The organism is Bradyrhizobium sp. BLXBL-01 (assembly GCF_051853025.1).
GTDB lineage: Bacteria > Pseudomonadota > Alphaproteobacteria > Rhizobiales > Xanthobacteraceae > Bradyrhizobium.
On the sequence record NZ_CP182471.1, the window covers coordinates 3170367 to 3194671 of the forward strand.

Consider the following 24305-nt stretch of genomic DNA (forward strand, 5'->3'; position numbering starts at 1 on the left):
GGGGAGGGGATATGTTTTCACGATCTGGGTTGCGTGTGCTCGCCTGCGGCGCGCTGCTGTCGCTTGCCGCGATGTCGCTGGCGCGCGCGGAGGGCACTTACGAGATTCCAGCCGGCGCCCATTTCAATCAGGAGAAGCTCGGCAGGATCACCGAGTTCTTCAAGAACGAGGTCGCGACCGGCAAGATCGCCGGTGCAAACGTGCTGATCCAGCAGCATGGCAAGCCGGTCTATCACGAAGTCTTCGGCGTGCAGGACGTGGTCAGCAAGGCTCCGATCACGGACAAGACCATCTTCCGCCTGTTCTCGATGACCAAGGCAATCACCGCGGTGGTCGCGATGCAATTGGTCGAGGACGGCAAGATCAAGCTGGACGATCCCGTCTCGAAATACATTCCCTCCTTCGCCAATGTGAAGGTCGGCGTCGAGAAGAAGGCCGAGGACGGCACCAAGTCGCTCGAGCTGGTGCCGCCGAAGCGGGCGATGACCGTGCACGATCTGATGACGCACACCTCCGGCATCACCTACGGCTTCTACGGCGACAGCCTGGTCCGCAAGGCCTATCGCGAGGCCAACATCTATGCCGGCGATTTCGATCTGGCCGAGTTCGCCGAACGCATCGCCAAGCTGCCGTTGCACAACCAGCCGGGCGCGCTCTGGCAATACGGCCACTCCACCGACGTGCTGGCGCGGGTGATGGAGATCGCTGCCGGCAAGCCGCTGATCGACATCATGCGCGAGAAGCTGCTCGATCCTCTCGGCATGGTCGATACCGGCTTTTTGGTCACGGACCCCGAGAAGCAGAAGATTCTGGCCCAGCCAGTGCCGAACGATTCCGATTTCCGCGTCGGCCGCATCAATGATCCGACGGTCGTCAAGAAAATCCAGTTTGCCAGCGGCGGCATGGTCACGACCATGGCGGATTACAAGCGCTTTTCGCAGATGCTGCTCAACGGCGGCAGTCTCGATGGCAAGACCATTCTCAAGCCTGAGACGTTCAAGCTGATGGTGACCGATCAGGTCGGCCCGGGCTCCGGCGTCGAGCGCGACTATTTCTACTTTCCCGGCGACGGTTTCGGCTTCGGCCTCGGGCTGGCGGTCCGTACCGATCCCGGCAACGCCAAGCCGCCGCCGCCCGGCAACCTCGGCGAACTGAAGTGGGACGGGGCCTCCGGCTGCTATTTCGTGATCGACCCCAAGCAGGACATGTTCTTCGTGCTGCTGGAGCAGACCCCGAGCGAGCGCCAGCGCGTGCAGCGAACATTGAAGCAGCTGGTTTATGAAGCCATGGAGAACTGACATGAACGGGCGCCGCGCGCTGTTCGCGGCGCTCGTCTTTTTGTTCGGCGCCGTAGGTGCGCGGGCGGGCTCAGAGGGCCGCGCACACAGCTTCACGCCCGAAGGCCTGGCAAAAGTCTCCGACTACATCAGGAACGAGATCGCGACCGGCAAATTTCCGGGCGCGATTCTGCTGCTCCAGCAACACGGCAAGCCGGTCTATTACGAGAATTTCGGCGTCCGCGACGTCGCGACCGAACTTTCGATGAGCGCGGATACGATCTTCCGCCTCTATTCGATGTCCAAGCCGATCACCTCAGTCCTGGCGATGATGCTGGTCGAGGAGGGTAAGCTTGCGATCAGCGATCCCGTCTCGAAATACATTCCGGCCTTTGCCGGCATGAAGGTCGGCGTCGAGAAGAAGGCCGAGGACGACAAGATCTCGCTGGAGCTGGAGCCGCTCAACCGTCCGGTGACGATCGAGGATTTGATGCGGCATACCGCCGGGATCCCTTACGGCTATTATGGCGGGGACCTGGTGAACAAGCTCTATGCCGACGCCGGACTGTTCGACAGGAATTCGACCAATGCTGAATTCGTCGCGAAGATCACCGCGCTGCCGCTCGCCGAACAGCCCGGCACGATCTGGGACTACGGCCACTCCACCGACGTGCTCGGGCGCATCATCGAGGTGATCTCGGGGGAATCGCTGTTCGAGTTCGCGAAGAAGCGGCTGCTCGACCCACTCGGGATGAAGGACACGGCGTTTTACGTCGCCGATCCCGCCAAATGGCCGCGTATCGCCGAGCCGATGCCGCAGGATCGGGCGATCAGCCCGATCACGCAGGTTCGCGATATCAGGAAGCCGCTGCGATGGGAGTCGGGCGGCGGCGGTCTCGTCGGCACGGTCGGCGACTATGCGCGCTTCTCACAAATGCTGCTCAATGGCGGCACGCTTGAAGGTCGACGCTACCTGAAGCCGGAAACCATCGCCTTGATGACGTCGGATCACATCGGTCCCCAAACCCGCATCGAACGCGACAAGAACTACTATCCGGGTGAGACCAGCGGCTACGGCCTCGGCTTCGCCGTGCGTATCGCGGTGCCGCCGGGCACGAAGTGGCCGCTGGGCGAATATCGCTGGGACGGCGTCGGCGGCACCTTCTTCTTCATCGATCCCGAAGACGACCTGTTCGGAATCTTCATGGTGCAGACCCCCTCGCAGCGCGGCCGGATCCAGCTCGCGCTGAAGACGCTGATCTATCAGGCGATGGGGCGGTAGACTCTCGTTTTGACGCGTTTTCTTTACGCGAACCGGTATCCACTTCGCTCGAAAACGCTCCGATTACGCCCCGCGCACGATCTCGCGCACGTAGCCGATCGTCTCCTCGATCTGGCTCGCATTGACGTCCAGATGCGTGCAGGCCCGGATGCGGCCGTCCATCATCGCGAGCGTGACGCCGCGCTGGCGCAGCGCTGCGACCATCTTGTCGCCGGGGATGCCGGCGCCGTCGGGCTTGAAGAACACGAGATTGGTCTCGGGCTCCTGCACCTCGATGCCCGCGATCTGCGACAATCCGCGCGCGAGCGCCCGCGCATTGGCGTGGTCGTCGGCGAGGCGGGCGACGTGGTGGTCGAGGGCGTAGATGCAGGCCGCGGCGCAGATGCCGGCCTGCCGCATCGAGCCGCCGAGGCGCTGCTTCCACTGCCAGACCGCGTCGATGAAGGCGCGCGAGCCCGCAAGCACGCCGCCGATCGGCGCGCCCAGGCCCTTGGAGAAGTCGATCCAGGCCGAGTCCCAGCCCGCGGTCATGTCGCGCGGCGAGATGCCGCTCGCAACGGTGGCGTTGAGCAGGCGTGCGCCGTCCATATGGGTGATGAGGCCGTGCTGCCTGGCGATCGCGACGATCTCGTCGAGCACCGCCTTCTTCCAGATCGTGCCGCCACCGATATTGGCGGTCTGCTCGACGCTGACGACGGTCTGCGGCGGCTGGTAGCGCGTGCGCGGGTGCAGCGCCTTGCGAAACGTCTCCGGCGTGAACTGGCCATCGGGGCCCTTGAGCTGGGTGACCTGGAAGCCGCCGATCGCCGCATGCGCGCCGCCTTCGCGCGCGATGATATGCGCGGTCTCATGGGCGAGGATCTCGTCGCCGGGGCGGCAATGCACCAGCGTCGCGGTGACGTTGCACATCGTGCCCGAGGGCATGTAGACCGCCGCCTCCTTGCCGAGCAGATCGGCCACGCGTTCGCACAGCGCGTTCACGGTCGGATCGTCGCCGACCTGCTCGTCACCGACCTCCGCGCGCGCCATCGCCTCGCGCATCCCCGCCGTCGGCTTGGTCTGCGTGTCCGACAGCAGATTGATTCGCACCGGCGGCGCCTTGGGATCGACGGCGGGAGGGGTGTAGAGCATGGCTTGTCTCGTCATTTTATCTAGTCGAACAGCTGCGGTCTGATGTCTTGCGCGCCGTGAAGAATGGCACGGATTTCGACGTGGTCGGATTGCACCGTGTAGAAAATCAGATGGGATTGGAAGCGGAAACGTCGATAGCCTGCCGCAAGCTCGTCCACTTGTTGGCCGATCAGGGGGAAGTCGGCCAGAAGTCCGAAGGAACGGATCAGGCCCGCGTAGTAGGCCTCTGCCTGATATTTGCCGAAACGGCTCTCGGTGAAGTCGTAGATGTCGATCAAATCGGCCCGGGTGCGCTCCGATAACCGGTACTCAGCCATGGCGGCGTTGAGCAACGCGTTCGCGCGCGGCGGCGAGGATGTCGTCAGGGGTGTCCAAGGTGAACTTGTTGCAATCTGCCTGAGCGAACAGCGCTTGATAACGGCGGACCTGCTCGTCGCGGGGCAGCTTAGCCCATGCTTCAAGCTCCGCCTCGGAAGGCGTTGCCGACGGGCTGATGTTGGCGAGCTGGTCGGTCGTCTGGGACATCGACAGCACGATACCACAACAAAAAGGCCCCGGAAACCGGGGCCTTTGAATGTCGTTCTGCCGAAGCTATCAGCGCGAATAGAATTCGACGACCAGATGCGGCTCCATCTGCACCGGGAACGGTACGTCGGAGAGGCCGGGGATGCGGGCGTATTTCGCGGTCATCTTGCCGTGGTCGACTTCGAGATAGTCCGGGACCTCGCGCTCGGGCAGCTGGCTGGCTTCGAGCACGTGGGCGAGCTGCTTGGAGCTTTCCTTGACCTCGATCACGTCGCCGACCTTGAGCTGATAGCTCGAGATGTTGACCTTGCGGCCGTTCACCTTGACGTGGCCGTGGTTGATGAACTGGCGTGCGGCGAAGATCGTGGAGACGAACTTGGCGCGGTACACGACCGCGTCGAGACGACGCTCCAGCAGGCCGATCAGGTTCTCGCCGGTGTCACCCTTGAGGCGGCTGGCCTCGACATAGATGCCGTGGAACTGGCGCTCGCTGATGTTGGCGTAATAGCCCTTCAGCTTCTGCTTGGCGCGCAGCTGCACGCCGAAGTCGGAGAGCTTGCCCTTGCGGCGCTGGCCATGCTGGCCGGGGCCGTACTCGCGGCGGTTCACGGGGCTCTTCGGGCGGCCCCAGATGTTCTGGCCCATACGGCGATCGATCTTGTACTTCGCCTCACTGCGCTTAGTCATCGCGTCCTCTTCAGGTCATGGTTTGAGGAAACGCGCCCTCCTGTGTGACGGGATGGTCCCGGCACCGACAGGTCCGATCCCCAAAGCTTAAGGGAGAGGACCACGGGTCGCGAAACGCTTCGCGGGCCGAAACGGCCCGCGAGCAGGCGGCTTTTAGGGGAGTTTGGGGTTGGCTGTCAATTCTTTAGCCGGTCAGTCCTGGGCGTGCGACAACGGTATTCTTATGTCCTGACCGCCCGGACCGGCTTTGACCCCGCCGCCCGCAATTCGGCAGCAATTTCAGTGTTCAGGGCCTGTTCCAGCCGGGTCAGGACCCGCGCGATCGGGGCGGCGTCGGTGACGCGGTGGTCCCAGCGGATCACGACGTGGATGGTCTGGTCCGGCAGGACCAGCCCATAGCTCACGACAAAGGGGCCCGGCGTGATCGGGTGAAGCTCGCCGCCGCCATAGGCCGCCACCGAGCTCACCCCGAAGCTGCCGAACCAGTTGCCGCGCTGACGGCCCAAATTCAGACCGACGGCCCAGGACAGGCGCCGCAATGGCAGCGGCAGGCGCGTCGCCCGCATGATCTTGCGGAACATCGGGACGTCCTCGATCGGGGCCGTCTTGCCGCGGCGGATTTCCGCATCGATGGTTGCCAGCGAAAGAGCCTCAGGAGCGGCGATTCGCTGCGGCAGCACATATTCCTCGCCATCATCGACACGCGCGATCGCGACCGTCGCCACGCTCTTCGGCAGCTCATAGAGGGCCGGCCAGGGCCATTTTGTGTAAACCGTGCGCAGGATCGGCTCGTCCTTTGCAACCAGGGCGAAAGCCTTGACGAACATCGCGGCCCAACCGGCGGGCGCGGTTGCGCCCGCGCGGGCCTCCAGCAGGGGGCGGATATTGAGCGAACGGGCCAGTGAAACGAAAGGTACGCCCATCGAGGCGTGCATGAGGTCGCAGATCAGACGGCGCCGCAGCGAAATGGTTTTGGGCGTCCCGCGCATAGGCCTCCGGTTCCAAATCAAAGATCAAAATATGTGCAGCGAGCGGAGCCCGCCCGCTCGCTCTAGCATGAACCAATCCGCTTGGGGCCGGTCGGTTCGCCGCACTAGGCATCGCCAAAGACGAACCTCACTTAGACCAAAAAATCATCTATTTTCAATTGTTTATATCTTGAGCGCGCGGTCCTGGCGATGCCGCGGTAATGAGTCAATCGGCTCGTTCAGCGCCTGACCCCCTCGTATGCCGCCATGATGCCGCGCTGGAACAGCGACCAGTCGAAGCCCAGCGCGATCGCGCGGTAGCCGCGGTCGATCAGCGCATTGGCCTGGTCGGCGCTGCGCGCCACCCCGCCGATCGGCACGCCGCTCTTAAGGATGCCGGCCTCGGCGCGCGCGATCAGGTCCAGCAATTGCGGATCGTCCATCTGGCCGCGCTTGTTGATGGAGGTGGCGAGATCGCCGGGACCGATCACCGCGACGTCGATACCAGGCGTTGCCATGATCTCGTCGATGCGATCGACCGCATCGACGTGCTCGATCGTGATCATGCAGATCATCTCCTCGTCGGCAGAGGCCATGTAATCAGGCATCGACTGGCCCCAGCGGAACGGCGCGTGGAAGGGGCCCCAGAGCCGGTCGCCGCGCGGCGGGTAGCGCACGCTGCGCACTGCCTTCTCGGCATCCGCCCGGCTCGTGATCATCGGGAAGTTGATGCCGAAGGCACCGATGTCCATCGGCGCTTTCGCCAGCCACGGCTCGTTCGCGGCGATCCGCACCAGGGGTGTGCACGGTGTGCCCGTGGTCGCGGCGATCATCGCATGTGCTTCGGTCAATCCAATCGGGCCGTGTTCGAGATCGACGATGATCCAGTCCAGCGAGCGCGCCATGATCTGCACCATCTGCACGCTCGGGATGGTCGCGATCGCGCCGAAGGCGGGGCGGCCCTCGCGCCACAATTGACGGAGGCGGTTCAGCGGCTTTGCGGGGACCGACATGGAAAAACCTGCGGGACGATGGCGACGACAAAGCCTAGCAGCGCGCCGTTAGGGCGCAAGCTCAGGCCAGCGCGCGTCCGCCGAAGAACGCCGTCAGCGTGGCGCTGAGACCATGCACGCGGTTCGATGTAAAAATCATCTCGGCGCCGGACTGCACGATGCCGCCGATCCGCTGGCCGAGCAGGTCGGAGACGCGGCGGGCGATCGCGGGCGCCGGATCGATCCAGTCGACCGGCCAGGGCGCGAGCATCTTCATCCGGTCGAGCAGCAGCGGGTAATGCGTGCAGGCGAGCACCACGGTGTCGGTGCGCGATGTTGCATCCGAGGGGTCGCCGACGAAGCAGGGAGCGAGCTCGGCGAGGATGGCTTCGTCGCTGATCGGAGCCCCGCTGAGCTCGGCTTCGGCCAGCGAAGCGAGCGCGGGCGAGCCGACCAGCGTCACCTCGCATCCTTGCGCGAAATCGCGGATCAGCGCCTTGGTGTACTCGCGCTTCACCGTGCCCTTGGTGCCGAGCACCGAGACGCGGCGGGTCTTGGACTGCGCGCAGGCCGGCTTGATCGCCGGCACGGTGCCGACGAAGGGCACGGAATAGGCGGCGCGCAGGTGAGACAGGACCAGGGTGGACGCAGTGTTGCAGGCGATGACGACGAGGTCCGGATCATGCCGGCCGATCAACTCCCCCATCAGCGGCACGACGCGGGCGATGATCTCGTCCTCGCTGTGGTGGCCATAGGGGAAGAAGGCGTCGTCGGCGACATAGACGTAATGCGCGTCCGGGCGGGCGGCTACGACCTCACGCAGCACAGTGAGCCCGCCAAGGCCGGAATCGAACACCAGGATCGTCGGAGAATTGGTCACGTCGCCACCCTAGCCCGGCATGGTTACCATTCGGTTTTTGGGGCGATTTTGCGGCGTGGGGCCGGGACCGCAGGTCGGGACGCCGAATTTCCGGCTTATGCGATATTCGCCATCGGGTCGGCCGAAGCGGCAAGGGGGCGTCCGCCCGCAGGTTGACAGCTCACACTAGCCGCGGAACAAGACGGCGTTTCGCCGGTCGGCGATCTCGCAGAGAAAGCAACATGCTCACGGTCCACCATCTCGGTAAATCGCAATCCGAACGCATTGTCTGGCTCTGCGAGGAGCTCGAAATTCCTTATGAGATGAAGCGTTACACGCGCGATGCCGCGACCATGCTGGCGCCGGCCGAGTACAAGGCGCTGCATCCGGCCGGCACGGCGCCGGTCATCACCGACGGCGAGCTGGTGCTTGCGGAATCCGGCGCCGTCGTCGACTACATCGTTGCTAAATACGGCAACGGCCGGCTCGTGCTCGGTCCCAATGATCCCGCCTTCGCCCAATTTCTGTATTGGCTTCATTTCGCCAACGGCACCTTGCAGCCCGGCATGGGGCGGATGATGATCCTGAGCCGGCTCGATCTCGCCAGGGACAACCCGACCCTGCTCGCCATGAAGGGGCGCCTCGACCGCGCCTACGATCTTCTCGACGCACGGCTTCGCGAGTCCGAATATCTGGCGGGCAGCGCCTTCACCACGGCCGACATCATGACGGTGTTCTCGCTCACCACGATGCGTTATTTCCAGCCCTATGATCTCGCGCGCTGTCAGAATGTGGTCAAATATCTCGGCCGTATCGGCGCCCGCCCGGCATACCGTCGCGCGATGGAGAAGGGCGATCCCGGCATGGCGCTGCTCTTGAGTTGAGCGGCAGCGCTTACGCGATCCTGTTCGTGGTGGTCCCGCGCTCGGATGCCAGCTGCTTCTGCAGGCGGTCGATGTTCTGCAACAGGCGCTGGCTGGTCAGCACCAGGAAGTAATAGCCGAACTGCGGATCCTGGAAGTAGATCTCCAGCAGCCGGTCATAGGTGATCGTCAGCACCTGGCCGTCCTCGATGCATTCAACCGTTCCCGTGCGCCGGTTGTCCGGTGTGAGGAAGCCGAGCTCGCCCATCAGCGCTCCGGGCAGGATCTCGACGTTGATCTCCTTGACCAGGAACTTGCCGGTGACGGTGAGGAACATCTCCTGCGCGGGATCTCGCAGCTTGAAGAGGATGTCGCCGCGGCGATATCTGCGTTCGGTCATGAACGGCTTGAGCCATTCGATCGACATGTCGCCTTCGGCCGCATGCCGCGCCTTCTTGACCAGCTTGAGCATCTGCCGCAGGCGCAGGGCGTTGATCGGCAGCAGCAGCAGATAGAGCAGGAACGTGGCGACGTTGGCGGTGAGTGCGCCGAAAGCGGCGAAGAACGCGCAGCCGATCATGTTGGCGACGCGCAGGGGCACCATCGTCCGCATCAGGAGGGTGGCGACGAAGAAGCCGGCGCCGACCGCTGCGAACAAATTGGCGAACGTGATGTTGTGGACAAAGATCTCCAGCAGCCGATTGAAGATCGCGTCGTAGGTGACGTTGTCGGGATCGAGGCCCATCTGGACCAGGATTTTCGCGATCCTGAGGTTGTCCGTGGCCGCCTCGAGGATGCGGTCGAGGATCGACGAAATGTCTGCGCTGCCGGACGGCATGGTACTAACCCCACGTAAGGCATTCAGTCCTGGTCGGCACCCGTATAGCCGAAATCGAATGACGGCCGCTTGAATGACGCTTCCGGCCATCGTGCCGCAAGAGGCAAATTTTAGCCTGATCGGGCGTTTCGGCAATTGCCCGTTGGTTGCGCGTCTGGCCGCGGAGGCCGTGATTCGGGCCAGCCGCGGAGGATCCGGCGTCGCGGACGGGCTTGGGCGACAGCGAAGGGCGACCTTCGCTTACGGCTTGGCGGCGGGTTGCACGACCTGCTGCTCGACGAGACCAAGGCGCCCCGGCAGCGAGCCGGCGCGCAGCAGCATGGCGACGCTGTTGGCCTCCTCCAGGGTGAAATTGCCGGAAATCTGGCCGGAGCCGCCGGTGATGGGCTCGCGGATCACGGGAGCGGAGATCACCTTGTCGTCGAGCACGATGGCAAAGGGCTTTCCGACGTTCTCTGCCGTGATATGGGCAAAGCGCCGCGTGCCGCGGCCGTTGAAGCGAAACGAGGCGATCGGCTCCTTGCTCTCGCCGGTCAGTCCCGGGCCGGCATAGCTGATATCGCCGCCCTCGAGCGCGCTGTCCTTGGCGACGAGATAAGGACGCTGGTCCTTGAAGCCGAGCAGGACTTCCGTGCCCGCCGGCGGCGTGCCCGATTGCGCCTGCTCTGCGGACATCGAGAGGTCAATCAGGCGGAAGCCGACCTTGACCTTCCTGGCGAAGATCGCGGCGATTTGCTCGGGCTCCATCATCCCCGGCAGGAAGATACGGATGCGGTCCGTCCCCTCAGGTTGGACGCTGGCGAACTTGACGTCGGCGTCCTTGAGGCGCTGCTCGATCATGGCGATGGAATCTTCGACGAGATCGCGCAGCCGCGCAGCGGATGCGGCATCGGTCGGCGCGAGCCTGAGCGGCCCGTCGCCGGCGTCGGTGACGGTGAGCGCGTGCGTGGGCAATCCCTCCGCCGCCGCGACGAGCTTGCGCGTGAGCTGTTCGCGGCCTTTGGCGTCCGCGATCCTCACGTCGACGCCGCCGTCGCGGATCGCAAGTCCGGAGAACGCGATGCGGCCCTCGCGCAGGATCTTGTAGACGTCGTCGCGCAAATCCGTGACGACCGCCTCGCGCAAGGCGTCGGCGTCCACCCTGTAGACGATGCGCGATCCGCCCAGCTTCTCCATCTTGTCGGCGATGAAGGCCGCGACCTTGACGCGCACCTTGTCGAGCTGGCTGTCGGCAAGCGCGACGCCGGGCAGGGCGATCGCCGATACCGTCGCAAACGCAGCGATCAGCCGTGTGATCCGGTTCCGCAGGGGCATCGTCATGGTGACCTCGTGTCTTGCGGCAGGGCGCTGGCGGGCGAATTCAGTGCCAGTTCTTGGTCCCCGGATCAGGCGCAGAGGTTCAAGCGCCACTGCGGCTGGGCAATGGACGAAATGGAAATCATCCATCATTCTGGTCCGGGTCGGCCGGGCATTAGGCCGAGCCCTTCGCCGAACCAAAACGTCAAAAGATACGTGGCGGGGACAAGCATCTGAGGGAGGACGGAATTTCATGGCGGGCATCCACGCGCTCGATCGGTTGATCGGCAACGACTATCCGGCTCTGCTCACGGACGAGGAGGTCCGGGCGTTCGAGCAGGTTCCCTACGCCGACCGCGTCGCGGCCGAGAGCACCTATGACGCCATCAGGCTTGGTGCGGAGCGCAATCCCGACGGGGCGGCGATCCAGTTCCTGCAAAATGCCGATCCCGCCGACACGCCTTTGGTCGTCACGCACCGCGATTTCATCGCGCGCGTCACCCAGGCCGCCAACATGTTTCACGCGCTCGGCGCCGGGAAGGGCGACGTCATCAGCTTCATGCTGCCGTTGGTGCCGGATGCGTTCGTCACTCTGTTTGGCGCCGAGGCCGCCGGCATCGCCAATCCCGTCAATCCGCTGCTCGAGCCGCACCAGATCGCCGAAATCCTGGAAGCTGCGAACACCAAGATCCTGGTGGCGCTCGGGCCGATGCCGGGCACCGACATCTGGCAGAAGGTCGAGCAGATCCGCCCGCAGCTGAAGCATCTGAAGGCCATCGTGCAGGTGTTCGGCGGCGGCGATCCGGCCAATGGCATCTTCGCCTTCAGCGACCTGATCAAGCAGCAGCCGTCGGACCGGCTCGTCAGCGGACGCAAGATTCGCGGCAGCGACATCGCCGCCTATTTCCACACCGGCGGCACCACCGGCACGCCGAAGCTGGTGCGGCATACCCATGCCAACCAAGTCTATCAGGCCTGGGCGCTCAATCTGCTGTTGCAGGGGAAGCCCGGCGCCAACCTGCTGTTCGGCATGCCGCTGTTTCACGTCGGCGGATCGCTGACACAGGTGCTGACGATGCTGTCGGGCGGGGGCTCGCTGGTCGTGCTGTCGCCGAGCGGCTGGCGCAACCCGAATGCGGTGAAGAACATCTGGCAGCTCGTCGCGCGCTTCAAGCCCGAAGCGCTGTCGAGCGTGCCGACGGTGCTCGCCGCAACGCTGGCGGTGCCGCCGGGGAATGCGGACATCTCGAGCCTGAAATACGCGGCAGGGGGCGGCTCGGCTATTCCGGTCGCCGTCGGCTCGGCGATTCAGGAGAAGCTGAAGCTGCCGGTTGTCGAAGTCTATGGCATGACCGAGACCTCGAGCGTGCACACGCTCGCTTATCCGGGCCGGCCGATCCGGCTCGGATCGGTCGGCCTTCCCATGCCTTACGCGCGGGTGCGCATCGTGCAGCTCGACGCCGATGGCCGCCTGGTCCGCGACTGCAAGCCGGACGAGATCGGGGTCGTCATCATGGCCGGCCCCGGCGTGTTCGGCGGCTATCTCAACGACGAGCACAATAACGGTGCCTTTATCGATGGGGTCTGGGTCAATTCCGGCGATCTCGGCCGGCTTGATGCCGACGGCTATCTCTGGATCACCGGCCGCGCCAAGGATCTCGTGATCCGCGGTGGCCACAACATCGACCCGGCGCCGATCGAGGAGATCATGTTCCGTCATCCCGCCGTCGGCTTCGCCGCCGTGGTCGGCCAGCCCGATGCTTACGCAGGCGAACTGCCGGTGGGCTACGTGCAGCTGAAGCCCGGCGCAAAGGTCGAGCCGGGCGAGCTGGAAGCCTGGGTGCGCGAGCGCACGCCGGAGCGCGCCGCAGTTCCGGTGCAGGTCATCCCGATCGACCCGATGCCGGTGACGGGCGTCGGCAAGGTGTTCAAGCCGCAACTGCGCTGGGACGCCGCCGCGCGCGTGTTCACCAGGGTGCTGGCGCCGCTGGTCGAGCGCGGCATCGATTGCAAGGTCAAGGTCGGTCCGCACGGCAGCCACGGCTCGATCGCGACCGTGACGCTGACGGGCCTGCCGGCGAGCCAGCGCGAAGCGGTGGAGAGCGAGGTGCACGCACTGCTCGCCCCATTCGTGATGCGCCACGAGGTGGTGCAGGGGTAGGTATGATGGCACGTCGGATCGACCAAGCTCGCGCCGCGCCTGTGGGGCGAGGCCCGACTGCATTAGCCATAAGCCGCAATCGAAGAGTTTATGTGATCGACCTCACATAGGAAAATTTGGCTTTCATCGATGCTCCGGATAGTCTCAGGAAATTGCATCCGGGGGGACGCAAGTGATTCCGTTTCGGCTGTTTGGTTTATTGATTTTTGCGACCTTGCTGGCCTGCGGATCGGCACATGCCGATCGGCGGGTCGCGCTCGTCATCGGCAATTCCGCCTACAAGAGCGCGCCCAAGCTCACCAATCCCGTGAACGATGCCACCCTGGTCGGCGGCATGTTCAAGAAGGCGGGCTTCGATTCCGTCGACGTCCGGTTAGATCTGAGTGCGAGCGAGATGCGGCGCATGTTGCGCGAGTTCGCCGGCAGGTCGCGCGACGCGGAAATGGCGGTGATCTATTATGCCGGCCACGGCATCGAGCTCGACGGCAACAATTATCTCATTCCGACCGACGCCACGCTGGAGACGGATGGCGACGTTCTCGACGAGACCATCCCTGTCGAGCGCGCATTGTTCGCAGTCGAGCCCGCCAAGCAGCTGCGTTTGATCATCCTTGATGCCTGCCGCGATAACCCGTTTGCGAAGACGATGAAGCGGACGCTGGCCTCGCGGGCGATCGGACGGGGCCTTGCCAAGGTGGAGCCAACCAGCCCGAATACGATGATTGCCTTTGCCGCGAAGGCCGGTTCGACCGCATCCGACGGCGATTCTCGTAACAGCCCGTTCGCCACCGCGCTGGTCGAGCACCTGCCGAAGCCGGGCCTCGATCTGCGCAAGGCGTTCGGCTTCGTACGTGACGACGTGCTCAAGACGACCGGCTACAAGCAGGAGCCTTATGTCTACGGCTCGCTCGGCGGCGACGACGTGCCGCTCGTGGTGAAGCCGGCGGCAACCGGTCCGCAGGCAAACCCGCAGGACGCCGTTCGCAGGGACTACGAGCTCGCGCTTCAGCTTGCGACGCGCGATGCCTGGGAAGCCTTTTTGGCGGCGTATCCGGACGGCTTCTATGCCAACCTCGCCAAGGGACAGTTGAACAAGATCGGCGCCGAAGAGACGCGCGTTGCTGCCGAGCAAAAGGCCAAGGCGGCCGAGCACGAAAAGGCAAGGCTTATTGCCGAGCGCGCCCAGAAGGCCGAGCAGGAGAAGGCGGCTGCTGCGGCCAAGGCCGCCGAAGAGGCGCGAATCGCTGCGGAGAAGCAAAAGCAGATCGAACAGGCCAAGGCGGAAGCGGCCGAGAAGCAGCGCAAGACCGCCGAGGCGGCGGCGGCGCAAGCGCTCGCAGAGAAACAGGCGGCGGAGAAGACCAAGGCCGAGCTGGCGGCCAAGCAGGGCGCCGAGAAAGCGGAGCAGGGCGCCAAGCCGGCCGCCGATCGGCAGATGCCCGAAGTCGAGAACCAGAAAGTGGCTGCGCTCTCGCCGGGGCCGAAGTCGACCTTATCGGCGGCCGAACTCGCGAAATCCGTGCAGAGCGAACTGCGCCGCGTCGGCTGCCTGACCTCAGCGGCGGAGGGCGAGTGGAGCTCGGCCGCGCAGCGTTCGCTGACGCTCTTCAACAAATACGCCGGCACCCAGTTCGACGTGAAGCTCGCCAGCGTTGATGCACTCGACGCGCTGAAGGCAAAGCCGGGACGGGTCTGTCCGCTGGTGTGCAATTTCGGCTTCAAGGCCGACGGCGATCAATGCGTGAAGATCACCTGCCGCGCCGGCTATCGCGTCGGCGACGACAACGAGTGCGAGAAGGTGCAAGAGAAGAAGCCGGTCGCGACTCGCGAGGAACCGAAGAAGCGCGATCAGGACAGGAAAGAGGCGGAATCTGCGGCACCAAAGTCGCAAGCGTCCGGTCAGATGATCTGCAATCAAGCCGGCTGCAGACCGGTCGCAAAGGGCTGCCGTCTTGGTACGGTGGCTAGTCCAGGCAGCGGAATCATGAAGATGACTGGCGAGATCTGCAACTGACCAGACCGCGCCTCGTCTCCCATTAACAAGACTGGTCCTACCCCGCCGGCATCCGCGTTTCGACCAGGCGCGCCCAGAACGAGGCGCCGTGGCCGAGGATGTTGTCGTTGAATACGTAGGCCGGGTGGTGGCACTCGTTGCCGTCGCCCATGCCGACCAGCACCATCGCGCCGGGGCGTGCTTCCAACATGAAGGAGAAGTCCTCGGCGCCCATCATCGGGACGAACTTGTCGTTGACGCGATCGGCGCCGACGATGTCGCGCGCTACGTCGGCGGCAAGGCCGGCCTCGCGGGCATGGTTCATCGTCACCGGATACATCCGCGTGTATTTCGTTTCGGCCGAGCCGCCATAGGCGCGGGCGATGCTGTCGGCGACTTCGCCGATGCGGCGTTCGACGAGATCGCGCACCTCAGGGTCGAGCGTGCGCACGGTGCCGGCAAGCTCGGCGACCTCCGGGATGATGTTGAAGGCGGTGCCGGAGTGGAATTGCGTGATCGAGATGACGGCGGACTTGAGCGGATCGACGTTGCGCGCCACGATCGATTGCAGCGCGTTCACGATCTGCGAGCCGATCAGCACGCTGTCGACCGACTTATGCGGGCCGGCGCCGGCGTGGCCACCCTTGCCGCGAACGATGATCTGGATGTTGTCGGAGGAGGCGAGCATCGGGCCGGGCGTGGTGGCGAAATGGCCCTCGGGCAGGTTCGGCATGTTGTGCATGCCGTAGACCTCCTGGATGTTCCAGCGCGTCATCAGCCCGTCCTCGACCATGGCCTTGCCGCCGCCGCCGCCTTCCTCGGCGGGTTGGAAGATCATCACGGCCGTGCCATCGAAATTGCGAGTCTCGGCGAGATATTTGGCCGCGCCCAGCAGCATCGCGGTGTGGCCGTCATGGCCGCAGGCGTGCATCTTGCCGGGGACCTTTGAGGCATAAGGCACGCCCGACGTCTCCATGATCGGCAGTGCGTCCATGTCGGCGCGCAGGCCGATGGTCTTGCCGGATGCCGACTTGCGGCCACGGATCACGCCGACCACGCCGGTGCGGCCGATGCCCGTCACCACCTCGTCGCAGCCGAATTCGCGCAAGCGATCGGCGACGATGCCGGCGGTGCGGTGGACTTCGTAGAGCAGCTCGGGGTTCTCGTGGAAGTCGTGGCGCCAGGCGGCCATTTCGTCGGAGAGGGCGGCGACGCGGTTGACGATGGGCATGAGGGAATCCGTTTTTTGTCGTCGTTTGTAGGGTGGGTTAGCCCTGCAGATGCGCATAGCGCATCTGCGCGGCGTAACCCACCATTGTTTGTCTCCGTGGGAGCGAAAGAGGTGGGTTACGCCCAGCGGACTGCGCTTCGCGCAGGCCGCAAGGCTAACCCACCCTATACGATCCTACGCTTCTCCGAACACGCGCTTGAAGATCGTGTCGACGTGCTTGAGGTGATAGCCGAGGTCGAACTGCTCCTCGATCTCGGCGTCGGTGAGATATTTCTTCACCTCACTGTCCTTCTTCAACAGCTGGAGGAAGTCGCCCTCGCCGCGCCAGACCGGCATGGCGTTGCGCTGCACCAGCTTGTAGGCGTCCTCGCGGCTGGCGCCCTTCTGGGTCAGCGCCAGCAGCACGCGCTGCGAATGCACGAGGCCGCCGAGGCGGTCGAGGTTCTTCTGCATGTTGGCGGGATAGACCAGCAGCTTGTCGATCAGGCCGGCGAGACGCACCAGCGCGAAGTCGAGCGTCACGGTCGCGTCGGGGCCCATCATGCGCTCGGCCGAGGAGTGCGAAATGTCGCGCTCGTGCCAGAGCACGACGTTCTCCAGCGCCGGCGTCACATAGGCGCGCACCATGCGGGACAGGCCGGTGAGGTTCTCCGACAGCACCGGGTTGCGCTTGTGCGGCATCGCGGAGGAGCCCTTTTGTCCCTCCGAGAAGAACTCTTCGGCCTCCAGCACCTCGGTGCGCTGCATGTGTCGGATTTCCACCGCGATGCGCTCGATCGAGGAGGCGATCACGCCGAGGGTCGAGAAATACATGGCGTGACGGTCGCGCGGGATCACTTGCGTCGAGATCGGCTCCGGCACCAGGCCCATGGCTTTCGCGACGTGCTCTTCGACGCGCGGGTCGATCTGCGCGAAGGTGCCGACGGCGCCGGAGATGGCGCAGGTCGCGACTTCCTTGCGTGCCGCGATCAGGCGCTCCTTGGCGCGCGTGAACTCGGCATAGGCATAAGCGAGCTTGAGGCCGAAGGTCACGGGCTCGGCATGGATGCCATGGCTGCGGCCGATGGTCGGCGTCATCTTGTGCTCGAAGGCGCGCTTCTTCAGTGCGGCCAGCACCTTGTCGAGGTCGGCAAGCAAGAGGTCGGCGGCGCGGGTGAGCTGGACGTTGAGGCAGGTGTCGAGCACGTCCGAGGAGGTCATGCCCTGGTGGACGAAGCGCGCCTCGGGGCCGACGATCTCGGCGAGGTGGGTGAGGAAGGCGATGACGTCGTGCTTGGTCTCGCGCTCGATCTCGTCGATGCGGGCGACGTCGAAGACGGCGTCCTTGGCCTTGGCCCAGACCGTCCTGGCGGCCTCCTTGGGGATGGTCCCGAGCTCGGCGAGAGCGTCCGCCGCATGCGCCTCGATCTCAAACCAGATCTTGAACCGGGTCTGCGGCTCCCAGATCGAGGCCATTTCCGGGCGGGTGTAGCGGGGGATCATTGGGCGGCTCCAGGAAGGTGGGCGGGCGGTCCCGAAAAGGGCGGCGCCGGCCAAAATGCTTTTTACGCCGTGATTTAACAGAGCGGGCAGGGCGAAACAAACGATCTGGGCCTTCAGGAGAGGGGGATCGCCGACCTTTCCACCGGACCGGCCGGACGGGATGGCGGCGCCTGGGCGCAGATATTAACTGTCAATCACGGATCATTGACTGACAGATATTGAAATCTGTCAGCGAGATGTGTATATCCGTTCCCGGACGCTCCGATTGGGCGTCCCGCGACAGCCCCGGGGAGCCCGACATCCACAGCGGATCGGAGGGCGGATTGAAGAACGGGACCGCGGACGAATGGAGACTTGGACAATGACGACCGAAATCCTCAATTTCACCGGCGCGATTGGGCATTGGCTCAATTTGCTGGTGGCGCGCCAGATCGCGGCGCAGGCTGCAAAACTGCCTCATTAAGGCATAGGCTTTCCGAACGACCGGCACGGGCGCTTCGGAAGCAGCCCTACTGCCGGGTAACTGAGCCCCTAACGGGAACATGGTGCTGGCATGAATGAAGCCGTTGTCTTGACGCCGGAGCGGATCCTCGAAGTCACCGAGGACGTGCTCAGGCGCTACGGACTTGCCAAGGCCACCGTGGTCGACGTTGCCCGTGCGCTCGATGTGAGCCACGGCAGTGTCTACCGCCATTTCCCCAGCAAGGCCTCGCTGCGCGAGGCCGTTGCCAAGCGCTGGCTGGACCGCATCGATGCCCCGCTGCTGGCGATCGCCAAGGAGCAGGGGCCCGCGCCTGACAGGCTCGACCGCTGGCTGCGCACCCTGTTCGCGGCCAAGCGTTCGCGCGTGCTCGACGATCCCGAGATGTTCGAAACTTATCTAACCCTGGCCCGCGAGGCCTGCGCGGCCGTCAAATGCCACAAGGATACCATGATCGACCAGATCGCGGGGATCCTGAGCGACGGCGTGAAGAACGGCGAATTCGCCGTGGACGACGTCAAGGCGACCGCGCGCGCGATCTTCGATGCGACCGTCCGCTTCCACCATCCGGCTCATGCCGAGGAATGGAAGGACGCCGATCTCTCCGCGCGCGTCGATGCGACACTGGCGCTGCTGCTGCGTGGGTTGAAGGCGGCCTAAGGCCGCCTTTCACACCTTGGTCTTTCAATCAACCTCGCGTCTTCTGGAGAGCGGCGCCGTCGCGGAGCGAGGGTGCCGAATGTCTTCGCGTGTGGAAGGCAGGATCGGACGACGGCACGACCGGAGGACTATCCGGATAGGCATTGACTGCGATTTCGACGGCGTCCTTTGACCGCCTTCGAAGCCGGTAGAATGTCAGTTCCTGATCGAACATCGGGCAGCGAAAGTGGACGATGGCCGTGTCCGGCAGGCGGCAAAGTTCGTCGATGAGCTCGCCTACGGTGATGATCGGGGGATGGTCGATTGCCTTGGGGTGACCCTTACTCATGACCCTTTACTCCTTCTCTGCCGTACTAACCGGGGCTGGATCGGAACCGTTCCAATTTCGTTCAGCAGATTGAAGCACCCTCGAGGGCTGTGCGGCAGCTTTGCTGCTAAATCCTCGTCAGCCCGCAGGTCGCGGCGAGCCGCACCAGCTGCGCATCGGTGCGCGCGCCGGTCTTCGACTTGATCAGGTAGTGATAGTTCTGCACGGTCTTGACGCTGAGATTGAGATGCGCCGCGATCTCCTCGGTGGTGGCGCCGCCGGCGAACTGGCGCAGGATCTCGATCTCGCGCTCACCCAGTTGGTCCAGCACCGAGCCGGTCGGCGACAGGCTGTCCTCTGCCAGCACATGTGCGATGTCATCGCTCATGGCGCGCTCGCCGCGGGCGACGCTGCGGATGGCGTTGACGACTGCGGACGGCTCGCTGCTCTTGGTGACGAAGCCGGATGCGCCGGCGCCGAAGGCTGATTTCACCAGCACGGCCTCGTTGTGCATGGTGAAGACGAGAATGCGTGCACGCGGGCTGCGCGCGCGGATGTTGCGAATGGCCTCCAACCCGCTCGCGCCGGGCATAGAGATATCCAATACGACGACATCGGGGTCATGCGCCTTGAACGCGCTGTAGGCGTCCGCGGCGTTGTCGGCTTCGGCCACGACATGCAGATCGCCCTGGCTTTCCAGCACGCGCCGGTAGCCTTGCCGCACGATCGGATGGTCGTCGACCAGCAGCACGGAGATGCCTGTTGCCGCCACCTCGCTCATTTCCGCCTCACGCAGCGAGCGGAATGGTTGCGGCCACGCTGAGGCCGCCGCGGGCGGGCAGGATCGACAGCGATCCGCCGGCCGCCGTGACGCGCTCGCGGATACCGGTCAGGCCGAAGCCGGCCGATTGCGCGACGCGCTCCGCATCGCCGCCGCCGTCGTCCTCGACGCGGATCAGCAGCGCATCCTCCTCGCCCGCGCGCCGCTCGACGCGGAGCGAGATCTCGCGCGCTGCACTGTGGCGCAGCGCGTTGGTCAGGCATTCCTGTGCCACGCGATAGGCCGTTGTGGCGGCCGGACCGCTGATGTCGGTGAGGTCACCCCTGAGATCGAGCTGGATCGCCGGTCGCGCCGCGCTGTGCGAGCGCCAGCTGTCGACGAGATTGACGAGGCTCGCCTCGAGCCCGAGCTCCTCCGGCAACGGATTGCGCAGCCGCTTCAGCGCATCGCGCAGCGAGGCCATCAGATGGTGCGTCGCCTGCGAGATCATGCGCGCGTCTTGCGCGATCCCATCGTCTCCGTTCTGCTTCGCGCTCGCCGTCTCGATCGTGTTGGCGAAGGCGAGGATGGCGGACAGGTTCTGCCCGAACTCGTCGTGCAGCTCGCGGGCGAGCGCGCGGCGCTCGTCGTCGCGGATCTCGATCAGGCGCCGCGTCAGCGCGGCGCGCTGCTCGGTCGCTTCCTCCAGCCGGCCGCCGAGCTCGCCGACGGCGCTGCCGATCATCGCCAGCTCCATGGAGCGGAAGCGCGGCAGCCTGGTGTGATACTGACCGCGCGCCATGCGCTGAAGCGCGGTGACGATCGCGCGCGCCGGCGCAAGTGCGTGCGCGATGGCGAGCGAGGCGAGCAGGGCGATCGCCGCGGCCATCAGCAGCGCGACGTCGATGACGTTGAGGATGTAGTCCCAGGCGATCGAGATCGCGGCCGCTGCATCGGGCGTCGCAACGACGGTGCCGGCGGCCGCGGCGCGCGGACTGACGGGCCGCACCACCTCGGCGTGGCTGCCGAGGAAGGTCGGCACGATGGCCGCGAACCAGCGTGGCGGCGTCTTGCCCAACCCCTCGCTCTGGCCACAGAGCGGCTTCTCGAAAGCCGCGGCGGGCTGGAACTCGACGCAGACGCCGGGTGAGATCAGCTTCATCGTCTCCAGGGTACGCCAATCCGGAACCGGCAGTAGATGCTCGCGCGCCCTGCTGCTGCGCAACAACAGTTCGCGCCAATACAGCGCCTGAAGCGCCTGCGCGACCCGCTGCGCCGAAGCCGCCGTCGCCCGATCGACGCTGCGATAGGCCTCGAACGTAGCCCATATTGTCGCGGCTGCCAGGCACAGCGCTACGATCAGAAGCAGGCGGGCGACAAGCTGAAGCACGAGGCGCATGCGATCACCCCCGACGTTTGGTAAGGTCAGCCTAACAACGCCGCCGTGCCTTGCCAATCTCAGCGAACGCCGGGATTGCAGCTCGGGCAAATTTCCCAAGCCGGATTGGGCATGGGTCTTTGGACCTGAAACGGCGGCTTTGATCTAATCGGCGAGGACACGTTGCAGGCCGGTGCTTGCAAGCCAGGAGCGGTGCAGCATGAGTTCGATGACGATTGGACCAATTGCGAGCCAGGCTGCCGATCCATCCGAGCGCAGCGCGTTGCTGTTCTGGATGATCTTCACCGGGCTCTCGATCTTTGCCGTCGTGCTGTTGTGGCGCTTCGGCCTGATCCATCTGATGCTGACCTCGGACCGCACTTACATTTCCAGCGTCATCGCGGCGCTTTACATTGTCACCTGCGGCCATTGCTTCCTGCGGACGCGGGCGATCGCGCGGGAAGGGGCGGCGGCGCGGCGCTGCCGCGCAGTGCTGTCGGCGGCCGGCGGCAGCAAGGCGCTCGATGCGAGCGCTGTGGCGCTGCCGCGCGGACTGGTGCGCGACCACATCGAAAGCCTGGTGACCAAGGCCGCCGCGCAGGGCTATCGCCCGGTCGATCAGACGCTGCTGCTGCGGACGCTCGCCGACCGCCTGCGCGGCTCCAACGGGTTCGGGGCCTTCGTCTCGGATACGCTGATGAAGCTCGGCCTGCTCGGCACCATCATCGGCTTCATCATCATGCTGGCGCCGATCGCGGGGCTCGATGCCGCAGACAAGGTCGCGATGCGCTCCTCGATGGGCTTGATGAGCGACGGCATGGCAGTCGCGATGTACACGACACTCGCCGGCCTCGTCGGCTCGATCCTGGTCCGCATCCAGTACTACATGCTGGATGCCGCGACCCAGCGGGTGTTCTCGGATGCGGTGGTGCTGACCGAGACCTATGTGACGCCGGTGCTCGAGCGAAAAGGCGCTGGAACGCCGTCATGATGGATGATTTCGGTCTCTATCCGCGCGAGGAGCCGTTCGATCCCCTCGGCGTGATGCTGTTCAAGGCGCTGCAGGTGATCGCGTTCCTGTTCTTCCTGGCGTTGCTCGCGGTCTCTCCGGATGCCAAGGACGGCAAGATCGACTCCAAGGCGGAGTTCATGATCACGCTGGACTGGCCGGACAACCACCCCGACGATCTCGACCTGTTCGTGCAGGATCCCGCCGGCAACATCGCCTGGTATCGCCATCGCGAAGCCGGCTTCCTGACGCTCGACCGCGACGATCGCGGCGGGGCCAACGATTTCATCATCGTCAACGGCAAGAAGATCGCCTCGCCCATCCGCGAGGAGATCGTCACCGTGCGCGGCATCCTCGCTGGAGAATACACCGTCAACGTCTCGCATTTCGTTGCCACTACCGGCGCGCCTGTGACAGCCAATGTGAAGGTGCAGAAGCTCAATCCGACCGCGCAGGTGATCTTCGACAACAAGTTCACGCTCGACCATACCGGCGACGAGAAGACCGCGGTCCGTTTCCGGATCGATGCGGAAGGCAAGGTCGTCAATGTCGATCAGCGACCGAAATCGCTGCTGGAGACGTTTCGCAGCAGCTGGCGCAACGGCGCCGACGTCGACCCCAAGACCGGTGTGAGCAGGAACGCTGTGAGGGTGCGCCGTGAGTAATCCGCAGACGGTCATCCTGACGCTGTCGGTCGCGTATGCCGTCATCGGCGCGCTGCTGCTGGTCGTTCTGGTCTATGCGCGGCTGCACTGGTCGCTGAAGGCGGTCGCCGTGGTCGTGACCAGCACCTTCTACATCGTCAGCTTCACCGAAATGCGCGGCCTGCTCGGCTGGGCCAGCTCCGACCGGCTACCGGCGACCTTCAAGCTGCTGAAGGCCCGCATCGTCGAGCCGCATTCGCTTCAGGGCGATCCCGGCTCGATCTATCTCTGGGTCGAGGCGCTGGACGAGGACAATCGCCCGAGCGGCATCCCGCGCGCCTTTCGTGTGCCCTACAATGACCGGCTGGCCGACAAGACCCACGCCGCGGAGAACGAGATCGCGGCCGGTCATCCGCAAGGCGGGCGCGCCGCGGATTTCGGCGGCGGCGACGGCAGCCTGATCGACATGGTCCGGGAGTATGTGACGCCCAAGACCATCCTGGAGACCAGCGGCGGCGATTCCTCGACCGGCGAGTTCAATGCCCCGCCGGCCGGTGCCCAAGGCGCCGTGTTCACCCCGATTCCGCCGCCTCGGATGCCGCCGAAGGACGAGCAATAGGCCCTTCACCATCACGGCAGGGCAGTGCTGGCAAACGGCCCGGTGCTGGCGCATCTTGTTGACGTCCCTCAATTTGGCCTCATCGGCCTCGAATAGGAATTTGAGGGTGGAGGGTGCGTGCTTCTCGCTGTCTTCTCGGATATCCATGGCAACCGGCAGGCGTTCGAGGCCTGCCTGAGGGTTGCCCGCGCCAGGGGCGCGGAGCAGTTCGTCCTGCTCGGCGATTTCGTCGGCTATGGCGCCGATCCGGAATGGGCGGTGGACACCGCGATGGAGCTGGTCGCGCAGGGCGCCGTCGCGGTGCGCGGCAATCACGACCAGGCGATCAATTCCACGGCCGAGACCATGAACACCGAGGCGCAGATCGCGATCGAATGGACCCGCGGCCGCCTCGACACCGCGCAGCGGCGGTTCCTGGCCGAATTGCCGATGCAGGTGGAGGACGATGGCCGCCTGTTCGTGCACGCGGAAGCCTCGCATCCGCAGCGCTGGCACTATGTCCGCTCGACCGTGGACGCCGCCAAGAGCCTGATTGCGACGCAGGCCCATGTCACCTTTTGCGGCCACATCCACAGGCCGGCGCTCTATTCGATGTCGGTGACGGCGAAGATGACGAGCTTCGTGCCGAAGACCGACGTCCCCGTGCAGCTCCTGCGCGGACGGCAATGGCTCGCGGTGCTCGGCTCGGTCGGCCAGCCCCGCGATGGTGATCCGTCGGCGGCCTTCGCGCTGTTCGACACCGTGTCGAGCCAGATCACCTATTGCCGTGCGCCCTACGATATCGAGACGGCCGCGAGCCGGATCCGCGAGAACGGCCTGCCGCATTGGCTCGCCGACCGCCTGTCGCAGGGGCGCTAGAGGC

Annotated in this window: 24 protein-coding genes; 10 read left to right on the top strand and 14 right to left on the bottom strand. The window is 64.9% G+C overall.

The genetic code is table 11. The features are described from left to right. The first annotated feature begins 11 nt into the window (after nt 1-11). Complete coding sequence (locus ACNJYA_RS14435; protein ID WP_212258028.1) at nt 12-1298, top strand: serine hydrolase domain-containing protein; 1287 nt, start codon at nt 12-14, stop codon at nt 1296-1298. A 1-nt stretch (nt 1299) separates the two neighbouring features. Continuing rightward, a complete protein-coding gene (locus ACNJYA_RS14440) occupies nt 1300-2559 on the top strand; it encodes a serine hydrolase domain-containing protein (RefSeq protein ID WP_439403141.1) in 1260 nt (419 codons plus the stop codon). Between the two features lie 63 nt (nt 2560-2622). Here the strand turns inward: ACNJYA_RS14440 and ACNJYA_RS14445 are convergent, their stop codons facing one another. The 7 genes from ACNJYA_RS14445 to murI all read right to left on the bottom strand — a co-directional run bounded on the left by ACNJYA_RS14445 (nt 2623) and on the right by murI (nt 7742). Next, nucleotides 2623-3690, bottom strand: a complete 1068-nt coding sequence (locus ACNJYA_RS14445) for a threonine aldolase family protein (protein ID WP_439403142.1) — start codon at nt 3688-3690, stop codon at nt 2623-2625. A 20-nt stretch (nt 3691-3710) separates the two neighbouring features. Next, nucleotides 3711-4022: a type II toxin-antitoxin system RelE/ParE family toxin gene (locus ACNJYA_RS14450; protein WP_246571517.1), complete on the bottom strand. Its 312-nt coding sequence runs from the start codon at nt 4020-4022 to the stop codon at nt 3711-3713. Further along, on the bottom strand, nt 4000-4215 hold the full coding sequence (locus ACNJYA_RS14455; RefSeq protein ID WP_210268087.1) for a hypothetical protein: 216 nt from the start codon (nt 4213-4215) through the stop codon (nt 4000-4002). The genes ACNJYA_RS14450 and ACNJYA_RS14455 overlap by 23 nt, the downstream gene beginning before the upstream one ends. 69 nt (nt 4216-4284) lie before the next feature. Further along, complete coding sequence (gene rpsD, locus ACNJYA_RS14460) at nt 4285-4902, bottom strand: 30S ribosomal protein S4 (RefSeq protein ID WP_439366707.1); 618 nt, start codon at nt 4900-4902, stop codon at nt 4285-4287. Between the two features lie 221 nt (nt 4903-5123). After that, nucleotides 5124-5891 (bottom strand): acyltransferase, encoded by a 768-nt coding sequence (locus ACNJYA_RS14465; protein WP_439403143.1) that lies wholly within the window; start codon nt 5889-5891, stop codon nt 5124-5126. A gap of 218 nt (nt 5892-6109) precedes the next feature. After that, nucleotides 6110-6883 (bottom strand): HpcH/HpaI aldolase family protein, encoded by a 774-nt coding sequence (locus ACNJYA_RS14470; RefSeq protein ID WP_271507513.1) that lies wholly within the window; start codon nt 6881-6883, stop codon nt 6110-6112. A 61-nt stretch (nt 6884-6944) separates the two neighbouring features. Continuing rightward, nucleotides 6945-7742, bottom strand: a complete 798-nt coding sequence (gene murI / locus ACNJYA_RS14475) for a glutamate racemase (RefSeq protein ID WP_439366709.1) — start codon at nt 7740-7742, stop codon at nt 6945-6947. 221 nt (nt 7743-7963) lie between these two features. Here murI and ACNJYA_RS14480 point away from each other — a divergent pair, with 221 nt between their 5' ends. Beyond that, entirely contained in the window at nt 7964-8605 is a 642-nt protein-coding gene (locus ACNJYA_RS14480) for a glutathione S-transferase family protein (RefSeq protein WP_439366710.1), read from the top strand. Between the two features lie 10 nt (nt 8606-8615). Here the strand turns inward: ACNJYA_RS14480 and ACNJYA_RS14485 are convergent, their stop codons facing one another. Together ACNJYA_RS14485 and ACNJYA_RS14490 are read right to left on the bottom strand one after the other, a co-directional pair. After that, entirely contained in the window at nt 8616-9422 is an 807-nt protein-coding gene (locus ACNJYA_RS14485; protein ID WP_172782974.1) for a Crp/Fnr family transcriptional regulator, read from the bottom strand. A gap of 240 nt (nt 9423-9662) precedes the next feature. Continuing rightward, nucleotides 9663-10742 (bottom strand): SecDF P1 head subdomain-containing protein, encoded by a 1080-nt coding sequence (locus tag ACNJYA_RS14490; RefSeq protein ID WP_439366711.1) that lies wholly within the window; start codon nt 10740-10742, stop codon nt 9663-9665. Between the two features lie 229 nt (nt 10743-10971). Here ACNJYA_RS14490 and ACNJYA_RS14495 point away from each other — a divergent pair, with 229 nt between their 5' ends. Together ACNJYA_RS14495 and ACNJYA_RS14500 are read left to right on the top strand one after the other, a co-directional pair. After that, nucleotides 10972-12879 carry an acyl-CoA synthetase gene (locus ACNJYA_RS14495; RefSeq protein ID WP_439366712.1) on the top strand — a complete coding sequence of 636 codons (1908 nt, stop codon included), beginning with the start codon at nt 10972-10974 and terminating at the stop codon, nt 12877-12879. Between the two features lie 172 nt (nt 12880-13051). Continuing rightward, nucleotides 13052-14893, top strand: coding sequence for a caspase family protein (locus ACNJYA_RS14500; RefSeq protein ID WP_439403144.1), 1842 nt, complete (start codon nt 13052-13054; stop codon nt 14891-14893). Between the two features lie 37 nt (nt 14894-14930). Here the strand turns inward: ACNJYA_RS14500 and ACNJYA_RS14505 are convergent, their stop codons facing one another. Then, nucleotides 14931-16103, bottom strand: coding sequence for a M20 aminoacylase family protein (locus ACNJYA_RS14505; protein WP_370140512.1), 1173 nt, complete (start codon nt 16101-16103; stop codon nt 14931-14933). Between the two features lie 174 nt (nt 16104-16277). Further along, the gene (purB, locus tag ACNJYA_RS14510; protein ID WP_439366714.1) at nt 16278-17585 is read right to left on the bottom strand and encodes an adenylosuccinate lyase; all 1308 of its coding nucleotides are present in this window, start codon (nt 17583-17585) and stop codon (nt 16278-16280) included. A gap of 553 nt (nt 17586-18138) precedes the next feature. On the opposite strand from purB, the gene ACNJYA_RS14515 reads away from it, so the two are divergent. After that, nucleotides 18139-18726 carry a TetR family transcriptional regulator gene (locus tag ACNJYA_RS14515; protein ID WP_439366715.1) on the top strand — a complete coding sequence of 196 codons (588 nt, stop codon included), beginning with the start codon at nt 18139-18141 and terminating at the stop codon, nt 18724-18726. Between the two features lie 28 nt (nt 18727-18754). On the opposite strand, the gene ACNJYA_RS14520 is transcribed toward ACNJYA_RS14515, so the two are convergent. From ACNJYA_RS14520 to ACNJYA_RS14530, 3 genes are all read right to left on the bottom strand, one after another. Beyond that, nucleotides 18755-19054: a hypothetical protein gene (locus ACNJYA_RS14520; RefSeq protein ID WP_172782981.1), complete on the bottom strand. Its 300-nt coding sequence runs from the start codon at nt 19052-19054 to the stop codon at nt 18755-18757. A 106-nt stretch (nt 19055-19160) separates the two neighbouring features. Continuing rightward, the gene (locus ACNJYA_RS14525; protein ID WP_212258040.1) at nt 19161-19814 is read right to left on the bottom strand and encodes a response regulator; all 654 of its coding nucleotides are present in this window, start codon (nt 19812-19814) and stop codon (nt 19161-19163) included. Nucleotides 19815-19821: 7 nt separating this feature from the next. Further along, nucleotides 19822-21192 carry a sensor histidine kinase gene (locus ACNJYA_RS14530; protein ID WP_439366716.1) on the bottom strand — a complete coding sequence of 457 codons (1371 nt, stop codon included), beginning with the start codon at nt 21190-21192 and terminating at the stop codon, nt 19822-19824. Between the two features lie 199 nt (nt 21193-21391). Here ACNJYA_RS14530 and ACNJYA_RS14535 point away from each other — a divergent pair, with 199 nt between their 5' ends. From ACNJYA_RS14535 to ACNJYA_RS14550, 4 genes are all read left to right on the top strand, one after another. Further along, nucleotides 21392-22162 carry a MotA/TolQ/ExbB proton channel family protein gene (locus ACNJYA_RS14535; protein WP_172782984.1) on the top strand — a complete coding sequence of 257 codons (771 nt, stop codon included), beginning with the start codon at nt 21392-21394 and terminating at the stop codon, nt 22160-22162. Beyond that, nucleotides 22159-22845 carry a hypothetical protein gene (locus ACNJYA_RS14540; RefSeq protein ID WP_439366717.1) on the top strand — a complete coding sequence of 229 codons (687 nt, stop codon included), beginning with the start codon at nt 22159-22161 and terminating at the stop codon, nt 22843-22845. Before ACNJYA_RS14535 ends, ACNJYA_RS14540 begins: the two co-directional genes overlap by 4 nt. Then, nucleotides 22838-23443, top strand: coding sequence for a hypothetical protein (locus ACNJYA_RS14545; protein ID WP_212258044.1), 606 nt, complete (start codon nt 22838-22840; stop codon nt 23441-23443). The genes ACNJYA_RS14540 and ACNJYA_RS14545 overlap by 8 nt, the downstream gene beginning before the upstream one ends. Before the next feature lie 117 nt (nt 23444-23560). Further along, nucleotides 23561-24301: a metallophosphoesterase family protein gene (locus ACNJYA_RS14550; RefSeq protein WP_439366718.1), complete on the top strand. Its 741-nt coding sequence runs from the start codon at nt 23561-23563 to the stop codon at nt 24299-24301. Nucleotides 24302-24305: the final 4 nt, after the last annotated feature.